Raw genomic sequence first — 13362 nt, 5'->3', positions numbered from 1 at the left:
TGCGGGGCGCTTTCTGTTAAAAATGAACTCGTCTCACTTCTGCACAGGTGCTTCTTCTTTTTTCTGATCAGCCACCAACTTACCGTCAATATCGATAATATCTTTGGATTTCACGGCTTCATCTCCGAAAAAATCCCTCAGCTTGCTCTTGGCCTTGATCTTCACATCCTCGTCAATATTCTTCGCGACGACGGCGAGAGCCAATCCAAGCGCGCTCAAATCATCGACATAACCGACAATCGGCAGCAAATCAGGGATAAGATCCAACGGTAGAATGAGATAGCCGAGTGTCCCGTAGATTTGTACTTTAGCTTTTAGCGGTGTTCGAGGACTCTCGACGGCATAATAAAGCAACAAGCAACTGTAAATCACTTTGCTTCCTGCCTTTTTAGCGCCTTTTTTCAATTTGGACCAGAAATCATCCCGATTAAAATACTTTTGATATTTAGAAGCGTCCATTTCGCGATCACTCCATTCTTATCCCCATTATACCACTATCGATGGTGATGAGCTAAGTTGCATCCTCTCGCACCCGCAAGACAAAAGGCTACCCCCCAAGGAGCAGCCCAACAATGGCTACAAGGCCGAATATGGTTAAAATGACACCCGATATTCGGTTAATCCAGCGATACACGGAAACATGGATACGATCGCGAAACATCCCGATCACGAAGCTAAGCGCCAGCCACCATAAGGCTGAACCCGCGAATACGCCAATCACCAGAGCGATGGCCGCAGCCATGCCGCTTTGCGCGCCACCCATGCCTAAACCGGCAAAAGCGCCGAGGAACGACATGATGGTCATCGGGTTGGTGATGGTGAGCATGAGGGTCGACGCATACGATTTGAGCAGCGTGTCACCAGAAGCTCTGGCCGCTTCCGTAGCAGGCCGGGAACGAAAGGTTTGCACACCCAAGTAGATCAGGAATAAACCGCCCACCGCTTGCAGCAGCACCTTCTGGTCAAGGAGAAAACCGGTGACCAACGTCAGACCGAATCCGGCGATGAAGCCGTAGAAAGCGTCAGCTGTCGCAGCTCCCAGTCCTGACAAAAAGCCATGCAAGCGGCCCAAGGTAATGGTTCTTCGAATGCACAAAATACCAATGGGCCCCACCGGCGCTGCGATCGAGAGCCCAAGCAGAATACCTTTCAACAAGGGAATGAGCATAAATTACAGCACCTGATCTCCATCATAGGTCGCAATTTTTTTGTAAAGATCCGGACGACGGTCGCGGAAAATACCCCATTCGATCCGTTGAATTTCCAACTGATCCAAATCGAATTCGGCGACAAGCACCGTTTCTTCCGTGCGGCCTGCCTCCTCGATCATGTTGCCCTGCGGGCCGGCAATGAAAGAAGAACCATAGAAGTCGATGCTGGAATCTTCGTCTACTTCTTTCCCAATGCGGTTCGAAGCAATAACCGGCATCAGGTTCGACGCGGCGTGTCCACGCATGCACATTTGCCAGTGATCTTTGGAATCAATGGAGCCATCCTGCGGCTCAGAGCCGATTGCCGTTGGGTAGAACAGAAGCTCAGCGCCCATCAATGCCATCACTCTTGCAGCTTCCGGGTACCACTGGTCCCAACATACGCCTACGCCGATTTTGGCGTAACGGGTTTTCCACACTTTGAAGCCGGTGTCGCCAGGATTGAAATAAAACTTCTCTTCATACCCCGGACCGTCCGGAATGTGGCTTTTGCGGTAAGTGCCGAGCACTTGACCATCGGCGTCAATAACGGCAAGCGAATTGTAGCGCGCATAATTTTTTTTCTCATAAAAAGAAATCGGCAGCACGACATTAAGCTCTTTGGCAATCTCACGGAAATGATTAATGGCTTTATTATTCTCGAGTTCCGTCGCATACACGTAGTAATCGGATTTTTCTTTTTGGCAGAAATAAGGCGTTTCGAAAAGCTCTTGAATCAAAATGATTTGCGCGCCCTTCGCAGCCGCTTGGCGAACCAAAGCTTCTGCTTTGCGAATGTTTTCATCAATGTTTGTGGTACAGCTCATTTGTGTGGCTGCTACTTTAACGTTTCTCACGATGTATCACCCTTTCCGGCTTGCTGGCATTTGCTGCGTTGTGCAGTGGACGTTGCCGCCCTCTTTGATAATGGACATGCCGTTGATTTTGCGGATTCTGCGGTCTGGGAATGCTGCGCTCAGCACTTCCTCGGCTTTGCGATCCGTTTCCTCGGCTGTCCCGCCGAACACCGGCAAAATGATGCCGCCGTTCACGAAATAAAAGTTCAAATAACTAAGCGTTAGTCGCTGCTCTTCAAAGAAAGTAAGGGGCGGCTGTTCGATTTGGATAATCTCGAAAGAACGGCCTTTGGCATCTGTCGCCTTGCGCAGAATCTCCAGATTCTCCTGTGTGATGGCATAATTCGCATCGGAAGGGTCATTGCACACTTGCAAGATGACTTTGCCCGGGGCAGCGAAGCAAGCGATATTATCGACATGGCCGTCCGTTTCGTCGCCGTCGAGTCCTTTGTTCAGCCAAATGATTTTCTCGACATTCACGAAGTCCTTCACGAGTTCTTCAATCGCTTCGCGACTTAACTCCGGATTACGGTTCGTATTAAGCAAACATTCTTCCGTGGTCAAAAGCGTGCCTTCTCCATCGACATGAATGGAGCCGCCCTCCATCACCAGCGGAGCGTCAAAACGCTTCACGCCATGGTGCTCCAAAATTTGCGGAGCCACGTTATCATCCAGATCCCAAGGCGCATATTTGCCGCCCCATGCATTGAATTTCCAATTCACCGCGGCGATTTCTTGCTGTTCGTTCAGCAAAAAGGTAGGGCCATTATCACGGAACCAGGCATCGTTATGTTCAATTATTAGGAAATCAACGTTAGGCTCAGTAAACATCGCCTTCACTTGTTCGGCATCCGCAGGGTTGACAACGACCGTCACAGGCTCGAATTCCGCGATAGCCTTAGCCAAATCCGCGTAGCCTTTTGTTACAACAGCATGATCCTCAGGGTAAACCATAGAAGCTTGAACAGGCCACGAAATGAAAGTACGTTCATGAGTTGTCCACTCTGCAGGCATTTTATAGCCTAAATCCTTAGGTTTCATCATTTCATCCATCTCACTTTATATAAAATTTATATGCGTATTTTTGAGGGCCAAAAAGCACCGTCTTTCATCATATACCAAAAGGAGCCTCCACTCAATGTACAGAGGTTTACAATTTTGAGAACGATCTGCTATCCAATTCCAGCAAGACCTAAAAGCCATCCAGAATTAGCATCGTATAGTTTGCTTCCGATTAATGAACATTAAAAAAGGCTTGATGAACAGCGCACAACACATTAGGGAGGATGACCGAATTTGGCAACTATTTTACACATTACCGCACACCCTCACGATCATCAGACTTCCTACAGTATGGCTGTAGGGAAAAGCTTTATCGATGCTTATCGCGAGGCTAATCCGAACGACGAAGTGATTCCCATCGACTTGTACAAAATCTCGGTGCCGCACATTGACGCCGATGTATTCAGCGGATGGGGCAAATTACGGAGCGGCCAAGAATTTGCTTCGCTAAGCAAGGAAGAACAGGCTAAGGTAGCTCGCCTCGGCGAATTAACCGACCAGTTTGTTGCCGCGGATAAATATGTTTTTGTGACGCCGATGTGGAACTTTTCCTTTCCTCCCATCATGAAAGCCTATCTCGACTCGCTGTGTACAGCCGGCAAAACCTTCAAATACACAGAAAGCGGGCCTGTAGGCTTGCTGCCAGGCAAAAAAGCGCTGCACATCCAAGCCCGAGGCGGCGTGTACTCGGAAGGTCCGGCGGCAGCCATGGAGATGGGCCATCGTTATATTGGCATCATTATGTCTTTCTTCGGAATTACTGACTTCCAAGGGATTTTCGTTGAGGGAACCGCTCAGTTCGCTGATAAGGCAGAGCAAATTAAAGAAGAAGCGATTGCTAAAGCCAAGGATTTGGCGAAGAGCTTCTAAAGGGAAGATTGTCGGCGAAACTACTTTTTAAGTAAAAACACTTAAATAGAGGAACGTAGTTCCCCTTCCAAGTAGAAACTGTGCCTTGCCATGGAAATAGAGGATCACAGTTCCCTCCAACACAAAAAAAGCTAAGTAAACCGGTATACGGTCTGCTTAGCTTTTTTGGTCTATGTTTTCTTCCGACCCCGGTATTGTCCCGTTCTCAGCTCCAGAATATAAGCATCCGCGTCCAGCATCTGCTCATCCTTGGCATGCTGTACAGCAAGCTCGATATCGTATGGAACTCTCACATGCTGAAGATTAAACGTACCAGGCTCTTTGCTGTGATAATTTCCCTCCAATAGGACATAAGAAGCCTGCGTCATATCTAGAGGGTTGCCCACACTGCCTGTGTTGAAAAGCATCCGTCCTTTGAGTATTTGCAGAAAAGCATTATGGACATCGGCATAACCTGCCACATCCGCTTCCCTGGGGTCACCGCAAGCTTCGGAGGATTCGAACATCGACAACCGGCTCTCCATAGAGTCCCACGGCTGAATGCGTTCGTAGACGCTTCTAGGCGAAGCGTGGAACAATCTTACGAATTTACCGCTCATCCAAAATTCATAGGAAAAAGGCAGCTGCTTTAGATACGTCGTCCGCTCTATCCCCAGCCGTTCCTGCTGCCAAAGTAAAACCGGATCCGTTACTTGGTTTCCAATGAAATCATCCCAATTTCCTTTGATCACTACATCGCAGGATTCCCGTACACGGTCCACGACCTGTTCGGAATGCGGTCCTTTGCCGACGAGATCGCCGAGACAAATGATTTGCGTCACATTCCGTTCCTGAATATCGTGCATAACCGCTTCATATGCAGGCATATTGCCATGGATATCTGAAATAAGGGCTAGTTTCTCCATCAAGCCGCACCTGCCTTTAGATTAAAATGATTCCTCCGCTGATGATGCCGTTACTGTCACTTCCCCCTCTTTCCCCGCCCTCCGAACTAGAAACGGATACAACAGGTATAGGCCAATGACATACAGCAGCACAGCTATGTAAACGGGAAGCAAATGAATGAAATCTGTATAGCCAATATGAAAATGGACCAGCAACCCTGCTGCAAAGCCTGGTACTCCGCCCCACAGGAACGTCCACCACAGCCAGCTTTCGCCTTGGTTCACTCCCCAGAGCGCGGAAGCCGCAATGGCTACAGCCAAAGAAAATAAGGCGCCTCCAAAACCAGCCCTGTCGTGCGCGATAAGCGGAATCAGATGCTCGTTCCAATCTCCAAGAAGCTCAGCGGTTACACCCAGATATGCTAAATCGGTCGGTACGAATACCTGCGTAATCCCGACAAAAGAAATAGTCAGCCCGCCGATCGCCAGACCAAACCCAAGGACGACGAAACAGCACTGCCCCCACTGGGCTCTGTACCAGACGGCGTCATTCCGTAAACCCGGAGGCTTCCGTGAAGGATAATCCTTCAACCCTCGCAGAGTGAGCAGCAGCATGGGGAGAAGCACAGCAGCTGCAATGGCATGCAGCGGGTCGAAATAGCCATAACCAAGATACAGAAAAAAGCTGCTGAAGCCTACTGTGCATGAAGTAAGCAGCGCGGTACGAGCCCAGTGCGAGCCAAACCGCAAACCATGCGCGGCCAGTTGGTAATAGAAGATGCCTATCGAGATCATGGTCCCCGCTAAGGTAATACGGTCATGAGACATGAAATGTATAATATGCCCGTTAAATCGATTTATGACACTCCGGCTCACGCCAAGGAAGGTTTCATCATAGGGCAAAAGCACGCTCGTTGAAGCGATCAGCCAAGCCAGCACACCGCCGATCATCATGCCGATGCCGAGCAAGCTCATCCAGCCCCAATTCGCCCAAAACGACGGCGGCTCCGGCTCAGCTGTGTCACGAATGCGCTCATAAAGAATCGCTTCGTTGATTCGCTTTGGCAGCCCTGGCCCGGCGTATACGAGCCCGCTGTGCAGCTGTACGCTATTCGCGCCCGCGGCCAGCAGCTCTAGCGCATCCTGCGGCTGGCTCACCGCGCCAGCCGCAATGATCGTGGCCGCACCAGCTGCGCGGAGACGGCGAACCAGGCTCAGCTGTGCGCTGAGGACAGCCTGGCCGCCAACGCAGATGCGGCGGCTGCCCTCCTCGCGCAGCGCTTCGCCGGCGACGACCCCGCTCCAGCTGGCCGGCTGGAGCTCGCGCAGCATGCCCTCCGGCAGCTGCGGCGGGATGTACAGCAGCGCCGGCTTGCCCGCTGCTGCTGCCAACTGGCGTACCTCGCGGAGGTACGCCAAAGCTTCGTCCGGTGGCCAGCCTTCGGCGAGGCCATCGATGTAGAAGCCCGCCGCGTACGGCGTCAGCTTCTCCAGCAGCTCCTGCTGCTGAAGCAGCGCTTCGCGCGGCGTGCTGCCCGGCATCGGCCGGAGCCGCACGAAGTGCGGCAGGCGATGCCCCGTGCCTTTGCGCAGCCGCTCGGCGATCGCGTCTGCGCCAGCATTGACGTAGCCATCGGGGTACACGATGGCTTCCTGCTCGGGGACGCGCTCGATAGGCGCGTCACAGCGCACTTCGCGCACGGTGACGGGGCCTAGCTCGATGAAGCCGATCCCGAGCTGGGCCAGCGCTTTGTGCGCGATGCCTTCGGGATCGAGCGCTCCGCTTAGGCCGACGGGACACGGAATTGGCACTCCGGCGATTTCATCTTGCAGCACGGCCGACTGCTCGAAATGCCCCATCGTTTTGATCACGAAGGTACCGCCCGGCATGCGGCTTAATCCGCCCATCGTGTGTAATGTAAGGTCCCGCGCGATCTTGGACGGCAAACGAAACAAAAGTGGTTTAAATATCGAATGATAAGACCAGTCAGGCATCTATGCGCTCCTGTCTCTTATAATGATATGGAAATTTGTTCATTTCTAGTATAACGCGAAAAAGATTGAAATGAATACAGACACAGATTGTTGTCTTTTCATGTGATTACAATCACACCACACCTCTTTGGTTTTTACTATACTTACCTCATAACCACCAAAACTTTCTGAAGTGAGGCGAGTCCCTATGCTAAGTCAACAATCCATCGATATCATTAAATCCACAGCTCCCGTATTAGAGATACATGGTACATCCATTACGAAACGCTTCTATGAAATGTTATTCACTTCACACCCCGAACTGCTGAACATATTTAACCATGCTAATCAAAAACAGGGCAGACAGCAAACCGCTTTGGCGAATGCCGTTTACGCCGCTGCGCTTCATATTGACCGGCTCGAAGCCATTTTACCCGTTGTGAAACAGATTGCTCATAAACACCGCAGCCTTGGCGTGAAGCCGGAGCATTACCCGATTGTCGGCCAACATCTGCTTGCCGCCATTCAAGAAGTGCTCGGAGAAGCGGCTACGCCGGAGATTTTGCAAGCTTGGGCCGAAGCCTATGGCATTATCGCGGATGCTTTCATCGGAGTTGAAGCGGATATGTATCGCCAAACAGAAACGCAAACGGGCGGTTGGTCGGATTTTAAACGTTTTCGAATTGCTCGGAAGGTGAAGGAAAGCGATGTGATTACTTCCTTTTATCTTATGCCTGAGGACGGGGCTCCACTCCCAACATTTGAACCGGGGCAATATATCAGCGTCAAACTCGAGATTCCAGGTGACACGTTCACACATATCCGCCAGTACAGCCTCTCGGACGCTCCAGGAAAGCCTTATTACCGCATTTCGGTAAAACGGGAAAATCTCATGGCCGAACGACCTGACGGGAAAGTTTCGATGTTCCTGCATAAGGAGACAAAGGAAGGCGATGTTGTTCTAATCTCTGCGCCAGCGGGTGATTTCACCTTGAACCAGCAGGATACCCGTCCTGTCGTGCTCATCAGCGGCGGCGTAGGATTAACACCGATGGTTAGCATGCTGCAAACATTGGCCGCCACGAATCCCGAGCGTCAAGTGACGTTCATTCATGCCGCTCAGAACAGTCAGCATCATGCCTTCAAGGGGCATGTTGAGGAGCTCGCCTCACAGCATCCAGCACTGAGCTATTATTGGTGCTACGATAAACCTACGGCATCGGATCAGGCAGAGAACTCTTTTCATCGAGAAGGTCACGTTAGTCTAGATTGGCTTCAAAGCGTTGTGCCTACGTCCGCGGCAAGCTTCTATTTCTGCGGTCCCGTGCCCTTCATGAAAGCTGTAAACAGCGCCCTTCGCGAGTGGGGGATCCCGGAAGAGGACCGGCACTTTGAGTTCTTCGGCCCTGCCGGCAGCTTATAATTTCGCCACTTTCTCCCTTAGAAGCCGGTTGACGGTTTCCCGGCGCAGCCCGATCAATTGGCCAATCTCTTCTTGTGTCAGCACATCCGTTAAAACCGTGGCGCCCAGGTAACTGTGCATCCACTGTTCCAGCTTTTGCAGCTTCACCGTCGGGGTTACTTCGGTCAATTGATCAATCCGCTGTTGCATCATCCTTAGCTTCTCTTGCAATTGCTGCGCAATGATCCGGAAGCGCTCAGGGTTGTGATCCAGTTCACGGTACCAGTCCTCGGAAGGAATGGTTTCAATTTCACTGGCTACCAGTGCGACTGCCGTCCCATAATAGGGCTTGGGGCTAATCAGAGAATGGTGAGGAATCGTCTCCTCCGGCACAATGATATTAACAAGTGTGGCATGGCCGTCTTCGTGTACACGGACAATTTTGAGCAGTCCGCTTTTGAGTCGGTACAAGCCCCCTGATTCCCCTTGACGAAACAACGTCTCGCCTTTGTGAAGCTTCATCCTTTCAGTCTCCTCTACGCGAAAAAGCGACAGCAGTTCTTAGGCTGGTCGCTTTTATTTGTTTGGTTTAAAGTTCTTTTTTTATAGCCGTTGGGGTTGGGGTCGGGATCATCTTGCTGAGAAACTGCGAGAAGGCTTCCGACCATCTGGAGACGACCGGTACTTGCTCGACTTTCGCGATGAGCCACACAAATATGATGAGTCCAAGCAGAGAAACCAATACGGCTACCGGTAGAGCCCAAATCGAAGTCGTATGCGCAAAAAAAGGAATAAACGACACCGACAAGATCGGAGCAGCGTTCCATTTTAAAACCTGAATAAGTGAAATCGTAATAATAGCCGTTAGAAAAAAGGAGAGCGTGCCATGACTAATGCTGTACATCACGCTTCCAAGGGTGACTGCAATAATCGCCCCAAGGGTGATTCGTCCGACATCTTTAATTTGATCCACACGATGCATGAAAAGGAAGCTGAAAGCACCGAGCGTGGGATAAAAGACCATCCGGAGCGATGGAAAATGATAGGATGCCCAGTAAGCACCCATTAAATAACAGCAAATGACGAGTGAACGTAAAAGCATCGATGAGTTCCGTCCTTTATTGTAAGTCATAGGAAGAGTCATAAGAGGCTCAAAACCCTTCTTATTTTACATAAGATCGGATGGGATGGTCAAATCCAATTTTCGTATATATTAACCACGTTAATGATTAGTTACCATCTATAGACACCGTCGTTGAGGCAAAAAACTTCGATACCGCAAACGATGCTGCCCCCAGAACGGTCGAACGGTCGCTCAGCTGCGAAAACTCCACGTTCAGCAGCTTCCGTGGAAGCGGCAATGAACGTTTCTCCAACAGTTGAAGCAGCGGCTTCATGAGCCACTTCTCCGCTCCCGCCAAGCGTCCTCCGAGAATGATGAACTCGGGATTATAACCGTTAATGATGTTAACAACACCTACGCCGAGATAATACCCGAGTCTCTCGAACAGTGCGATGACCTTCTGATCGCCGGCTTCCGCCTTGCTCAGCAGCATATCGAGCTGCGCGGGCTCTCCCAATTCCAGGCGGGCTTGCTCCAGCAGCGCATGTTCGGACGCGTACAGCTCCCAGCAGCCTAAGCTCCCGCAGCGACATTTCGGTCCGTCATGTTGGATCGAAATGTGCCCGATCTCACCGGAGAATCCGGTTGCTCCACGGTACAGCTCTCCCTTAATGATAATGCCGGCGCCAATCCCGATCCCGATCGAGATATACACCAGATTCGCGGTGTCTTTCCCCGCTCCGAACTGCTTCTCTCCTACAGCACCTGCATTCGCTTCATTATCAATGACGACAGGAATGCCGAACGCTTCCTCGATATCCTTTTGCAATGGCACGTTCTCCCAGCTTAAGTTAGGAGCGAACAGCAGATTGCCGTCATCATCGCAGATACCCGGCACGCCAATGCCGATACCGATGATGCCGTAAGTGCTCGCCGGCGCACTGTCGATCAGCTTGCGGATCGTTACCTTCAGCAGCTGAATGACGGATTCAACCGAAGCGTTGTCATGTTGAACTCTTTTTTCGCTGATCACCTTGCCGGTTAAATCTGTCAAAACAGCCAGTATATCATGGACGCCAAGATCGACGCCGATGGCATATCCAGCCGTCCCATTGAACAGCAGCATCATCGGCTTGCGCCCGCCGCTGGACTCGCCGGCGCCGATTTCATCGACCAGGCTGCTTTCGATCAACTCGTTCACGAGGCTGGATACCGTCGCTTTCGTAAGCCCTGTAATCTCCGCGATCCGTGCGCGGGATATCGGCGAATCCGTGCGAATATGGTGCAGCACGATGGATTTATTTATTTTTTTCACTAAATTCAAATCACCTGTTTGTTTCATAACTAGCCCCCACACCGCTCCATTAGCTTGTCTTTTCTTGTAATTGAACTGATTTTAACACGAATGGCATCCTCACGCACTAACTAAGTTTGTTTAATGAATTTACAAACTTTGCGAATGATGCTATGATGACTTCATAAGCATTTATAAACTCATTTTGGAGGCTGAATTCATGAGCTACTTTGATAACATCCAACAAATCAAATACGAAGGCCGCACATCGACGAACCCGCTGGCATTTAAATTTTATAACCCTGACCAAGTGATTCTAGGCAAAACGATGCGTGAACATATGCGTTTTGCAATCGCTTACTGGCACTCCTTCTCTGCTAACGGCTCCGATCCGTTCGGCAGCGGTACAGCTGTTCGCGCTTGGGATCAATATTCCGGCCTTGAACTGGCGAAAGCGCGCGTTGACGCATGTTTTGAACTGCTGAACATTCTTGATGTAGACTACTTCGCTTTCCATGACCGCGACATCGCGCCAGAAGGCAGCACGCTGCAAGAAACGAACCAATACCTGGACGAAATCGTAGGTCTGATCAAAGACAAGATGCAAGCTTCCGGCAAAAAACTGCTGTGGAACACGGCGAATATGTTCACGAACCCGCGTTTTGTGCACGGCGCTGCTACAACTAATAATGCTGACGTTTTTGCTTATGCTGCTGCACAAGTGAAAAAAGCTTTGGATCATGCCAAAGAACTTGGCGCTGAGAACTACGTTTTCTGGGGCGGCCGTGAAGGGTATGAAACGCTGTTGAACACGGACCTAGGTCTGGAGCTCGACAACCTTGCCCGCTTCCTGCATATGGCGGTTGATTATGCCAAAGAAATCGGCTACACCGGCCAATTCTTGATCGAACCTAAGCCGAAAGAGCCTTCCAAGCATCAGTACGATTTCGATGCGGCTACTACGCTTTCATTCTTGCAAAAATACGACCTGCTTCCGTATTTCAAATTAAACCTGGAAGCTAACCATGCTACGCTGGCTGGACACACTTTCGAGCACGAGCTTCGCGTTGCCCGTATTAACGGTGTTCTTGGTTCCATCGATGCGAACCAAGGCGATCTATTGCTCGGCTGGGATACCGACGAGTTCCCGACTGACCTATACGCAACGACACTTGCGATGTACGAAATCCTTCTTAACGAAGGCGGAATCGGCAGAGGCGGCGTGAACTTCGACGCCAAGGTTCGCCGTACGTCCTTCGAGCCTATTGATGTGGTTTATGCTCACATCGCAGGTATGGACTCCTTCGCACGTGGCTTGCAAGTCGCTGCCAAAATGATCGAAGACCGCGTATTCGATAACATTCTCGACACGCGCTATGCTTCCTTCAAATCCGGCATCGGCGCGGATATCGTGTCCGGCAAAGCAAACTTCAAAACACTTGAAGCTTACGCGCTTGAGAACAGCCACAACATCGTTAACCAATCCGGCCGTTTGGAATTGATTAAGGCTACGGTTAACCAGTACCTGATTAACTCATAATTACCTGCTGATTAGGCGTGCGGTACTCGCGCCGAGCACAACATAAGACTGTCTCCTATGGCCAGAAATGGCCTGAGGGGCAGTCTTTTTTTGTCTGCGCTGCGGCTGCTGGGCAGGCGTTTGATTAGCAGGCTTGATTGCGGATTGACTCCCTCGTCGGGGGATAACAGGACATGCTAGGTGGGAGCTTGTTTTAAGTGCTGCAAGTATACCTATGTTGTACTTTGAGTTAGCTACTTGATTTCTTGCGGCTATCCACGGGATAGTTAAGCTTCTTTTAGTGCTGTAAGTCCCCCTATGTTGTACATTGTGCAACGATGTTAGGGGGTTTTGCGGTTTTCTTTTCCCTTCATTGTACGAAGTGCAAGGAGGGCACTGGATTTGTGCTCAAATGGTAACTTTTGAGGGCAAATCGTTGCAGAAAGTGCAATGTAGCTTATCCGAACAAGCCAATTGTGGCCAAATGGTTGTAGAAAGTACAACGTAGGCAGACGGAGCCGTTGCCTCAGGCAAGACTAAACTGCTTTGAAGTAGCTAGCTTGGTTTCGTGCGGCTATCCACGGGATAGCTAAACTTGTTTTAGTGCTGTAAGCCCCCCTATGTTGTACATTGTGCAACGATGTTAGAGGGTTTTGCGGTTTTCTTTTCCCTTCATTGTACGAAGTGCAATGAGGGCGCTGGATTTGTGCTCAAACGGTAACTTTTAAGCACAAATCGTTGCAGAAAGTGCAATGTAGCTTATCCGAACAAGCCAATTGTGGTTAAATGGTTGTAGAAAATACAACATAGGTAGACGGAGTCATTGCCTCAAGCTAGACTTGGCAATTGGAAGTAGCTAGGTTCGTTTCATGCGGCTATCCACGGGAGAATTAAACTTGTTTTTCAATGTTTACGAGTAACTTCCGAGCGATGACCACACTTTCATGCTGATAAACAACATTACAGCAAGAAACACGGCGGGACCGGCCTTCCCCGCAGCAGTTAAGCTTGTTCTACAGCATTACCGCAGAACTTCCGAGCGATGACCACACTTTCATGCTGATAAACAACATTACAGCAAGAAACACGGCGGGACCGGCCTTGCCCGCAGCAATTAAACTTGTTCTACAGCGTTAACACAGAACCTCCGAGCGATGACCACACTTTCATGCTGATAAACAACGTTACAGCAAGGAACACGGCGGGACCGGCCTTCCCCGCAGCAGCTAAGCTTGTTCTACAGCATT

The 13362-nt window shown here is 50.3% G+C and carries 13 protein-coding genes; 4 read left to right on the top strand and 9 right to left on the bottom strand.

The window, feature by feature from the left end:
• Nucleotides 1-33 precede the first annotated feature (33 nt).
• The 4 genes from ACKTT9_RS01895 to ACKTT9_RS01880 form a co-directional block, all read right to left on the bottom strand.
• A complete protein-coding gene (locus ACKTT9_RS01895) occupies nucleotides 34-459 on the bottom strand; it encodes a YkvA family protein (RefSeq protein ID WP_407870282.1) in 426 nt (141 codons plus the stop codon).
• Between the two features lie 88 nt (nucleotides 460-547).
• Entirely contained in the window at nucleotides 548-1168 is a 621-nt protein-coding gene (locus tag ACKTT9_RS01890; protein WP_407870281.1) for a LysE/ArgO family amino acid transporter, read from the bottom strand.
• A 3-nt stretch (nucleotides 1169-1171) separates the two neighbouring features.
• Nucleotides 1172-2047, bottom strand: coding sequence for an N-carbamoylputrescine amidase (gene aguB / locus ACKTT9_RS01885; protein ID WP_181646602.1), 876 nt, complete (start codon nucleotides 2045-2047; stop codon nucleotides 1172-1174).
• 6 nt (nucleotides 2048-2053) lie between these two features.
• Complete coding sequence (locus ACKTT9_RS01880; protein WP_407872940.1) at nucleotides 2054-3088, bottom strand: agmatine/peptidylarginine deiminase; 1035 nt, start codon at nucleotides 3086-3088, stop codon at nucleotides 2054-2056.
• Nucleotides 3089-3343: 255 nt separating this feature from the next.
• Here ACKTT9_RS01880 and ACKTT9_RS01875 point away from each other — a divergent pair, with 255 nt between their 5' ends.
• Nucleotides 3344-3979: an FMN-dependent NADH-azoreductase gene (locus ACKTT9_RS01875; RefSeq protein WP_407870280.1), complete on the top strand. Its 636-nt coding sequence runs from the start codon at nucleotides 3344-3346 to the stop codon at nucleotides 3977-3979.
• Between the two features lie 170 nt (nucleotides 3980-4149).
• Here the strand turns inward: ACKTT9_RS01875 and ACKTT9_RS01870 are convergent, their stop codons facing one another.
• Both ACKTT9_RS01870 and ACKTT9_RS01865 read right to left on the bottom strand, forming a co-directional pair.
• Nucleotides 4150-4884 (bottom strand): metallophosphoesterase family protein, encoded by a 735-nt coding sequence (locus tag ACKTT9_RS01870; protein WP_407870279.1) that lies wholly within the window; start codon nucleotides 4882-4884, stop codon nucleotides 4150-4152.
• A 21-nt stretch (nucleotides 4885-4905) separates the two neighbouring features.
• Nucleotides 4906-6405, bottom strand: coding sequence for a hypothetical protein (locus ACKTT9_RS01865; protein ID WP_407870278.1), 1500 nt, complete (start codon nucleotides 6403-6405; stop codon nucleotides 4906-4908).
• Nucleotides 6406-6508: 103 nt separating this feature from the next.
• On the opposite strand from ACKTT9_RS01865, the gene ACKTT9_RS01860 reads away from it, so the two are divergent.
• Together ACKTT9_RS01860 and hmpA are read left to right on the top strand one after the other, a co-directional pair.
• On the top strand, nucleotides 6509-6841 hold the full coding sequence (locus ACKTT9_RS01860) for a hypothetical protein (protein WP_407870277.1): 333 nt from the start codon (nucleotides 6509-6511) through the stop codon (nucleotides 6839-6841).
• Nucleotides 6842-7045: 204 nt separating this feature from the next.
• Complete coding sequence (hmpA, locus tag ACKTT9_RS01855; RefSeq protein ID WP_407870276.1) at nucleotides 7046-8260, top strand: NO-inducible flavohemoprotein; 1215 nt, start codon at nucleotides 7046-7048, stop codon at nucleotides 8258-8260.
• Here the strand turns inward: hmpA and ACKTT9_RS01850 are convergent.
• The 3 genes from ACKTT9_RS01850 to ACKTT9_RS01840 form a co-directional block, all read right to left on the bottom strand.
• Complete coding sequence (locus ACKTT9_RS01850; protein ID WP_407870275.1) at nucleotides 8255-8761, bottom strand: Crp/Fnr family transcriptional regulator; 507 nt, start codon at nucleotides 8759-8761, stop codon at nucleotides 8255-8257. The two genes, hmpA and ACKTT9_RS01850, sit on opposite strands and share 6 nt — an antisense overlap.
• Before the next feature lie 67 nt (nucleotides 8762-8828).
• A complete protein-coding gene (locus tag ACKTT9_RS01845) occupies nucleotides 8829-9341 on the bottom strand; it encodes a hypothetical protein (RefSeq protein WP_407870274.1) in 513 nt (170 codons plus the stop codon).
• A 127-nt stretch (nucleotides 9342-9468) separates the two neighbouring features.
• Nucleotides 9469-10644: an ROK family transcriptional regulator gene (locus tag ACKTT9_RS01840; RefSeq protein ID WP_315955032.1), complete on the bottom strand. Its 1176-nt coding sequence runs from the start codon at nucleotides 10642-10644 to the stop codon at nucleotides 9469-9471.
• A gap of 172 nt (nucleotides 10645-10816) precedes the next feature.
• Between ACKTT9_RS01840 and xylA the strand changes: the two genes are divergently transcribed.
• On the top strand, nucleotides 10817-12136 hold the full coding sequence (gene xylA, locus ACKTT9_RS01835) for a xylose isomerase (protein ID WP_407870273.1): 1320 nt from the start codon (nucleotides 10817-10819) through the stop codon (nucleotides 12134-12136).
• Nucleotides 12137-13362 lie beyond the last annotated feature (1226 nt).

Origin of the sequence: Paenibacillus sp. P36, assembly GCF_045866505.1 — a bacterium.
GTDB lineage: Bacteria > Bacillota > Bacilli > Paenibacillales > NBRC-103111 > Paenibacillus_E > Paenibacillus_E chondroitinus.
Note: the sequence above shows the minus strand (reverse complement) of the source record. Positions and strands in the feature narration are given on the sequence as shown.

Excerpts from the sequence above, each read along its gene's own strand:
- ACKTT9_RS01895 (WP_407870282.1), bottom strand. The coding sequence starts at position 459 with ATGGACGCTTCTAAATATCAAAAGTATTTTAATCGGGATGATTTCTGG.
- ACKTT9_RS01890 (WP_407870281.1), bottom strand. The coding sequence starts at position 1,168 with ATGCTCATTCCCTTGTTGAAAGGTATTCTGCTTGGGCTCTCGATCGCA.
- ACKTT9_RS01880 (WP_407872940.1), bottom strand. The coding sequence starts at position 3,088 with ATGAAACCTAAGGATTTAGGCTATAAAATGCCTGCAGAGTGGACAACT.
- ACKTT9_RS01870 (WP_407870279.1), bottom strand. The coding sequence starts at position 4,884 with ATGGAGAAACTAGCCCTTATTTCAGATATCCATGGCAATATGCCTGCA.
- ACKTT9_RS01865 (WP_407870278.1), bottom strand. The coding sequence starts at position 6,405 with ATGCCGGGCAGCACGCCGCGCGAAGCGCTGCTTCAGCAGCAGGAGCTG.
- ACKTT9_RS01860 (WP_407870277.1), top strand. The coding sequence starts at position 6,509 with ATGGCTTCCTGCTCGGGGACGCGCTCGATAGGCGCGTCACAGCGCACT.
- hmpA (WP_407870276.1), top strand. The coding sequence starts at position 7,046 with ATGCTAAGTCAACAATCCATCGATATCATTAAATCCACAGCTCCCGTA.
- ACKTT9_RS01850 (WP_407870275.1), bottom strand. The coding sequence starts at position 8,761 with ATGAAGCTTCACAAAGGCGAGACGTTGTTTCGTCAAGGGGAATCAGGG.
- ACKTT9_RS01845 (WP_407870274.1), bottom strand. The coding sequence starts at position 9,341 with ATGCTTTTACGTTCACTCGTCATTTGCTGTTATTTAATGGGTGCTTAC.
- ACKTT9_RS01840 (WP_315955032.1), bottom strand. The coding sequence starts at position 10,644 with ATGAAACAAACAGGTGATTTGAATTTAGTGAAAAAAATAAATAAATCC.
- xylA (WP_407870273.1), top strand. The coding sequence starts at position 10,817 with ATGAGCTACTTTGATAACATCCAACAAATCAAATACGAAGGCCGCACA.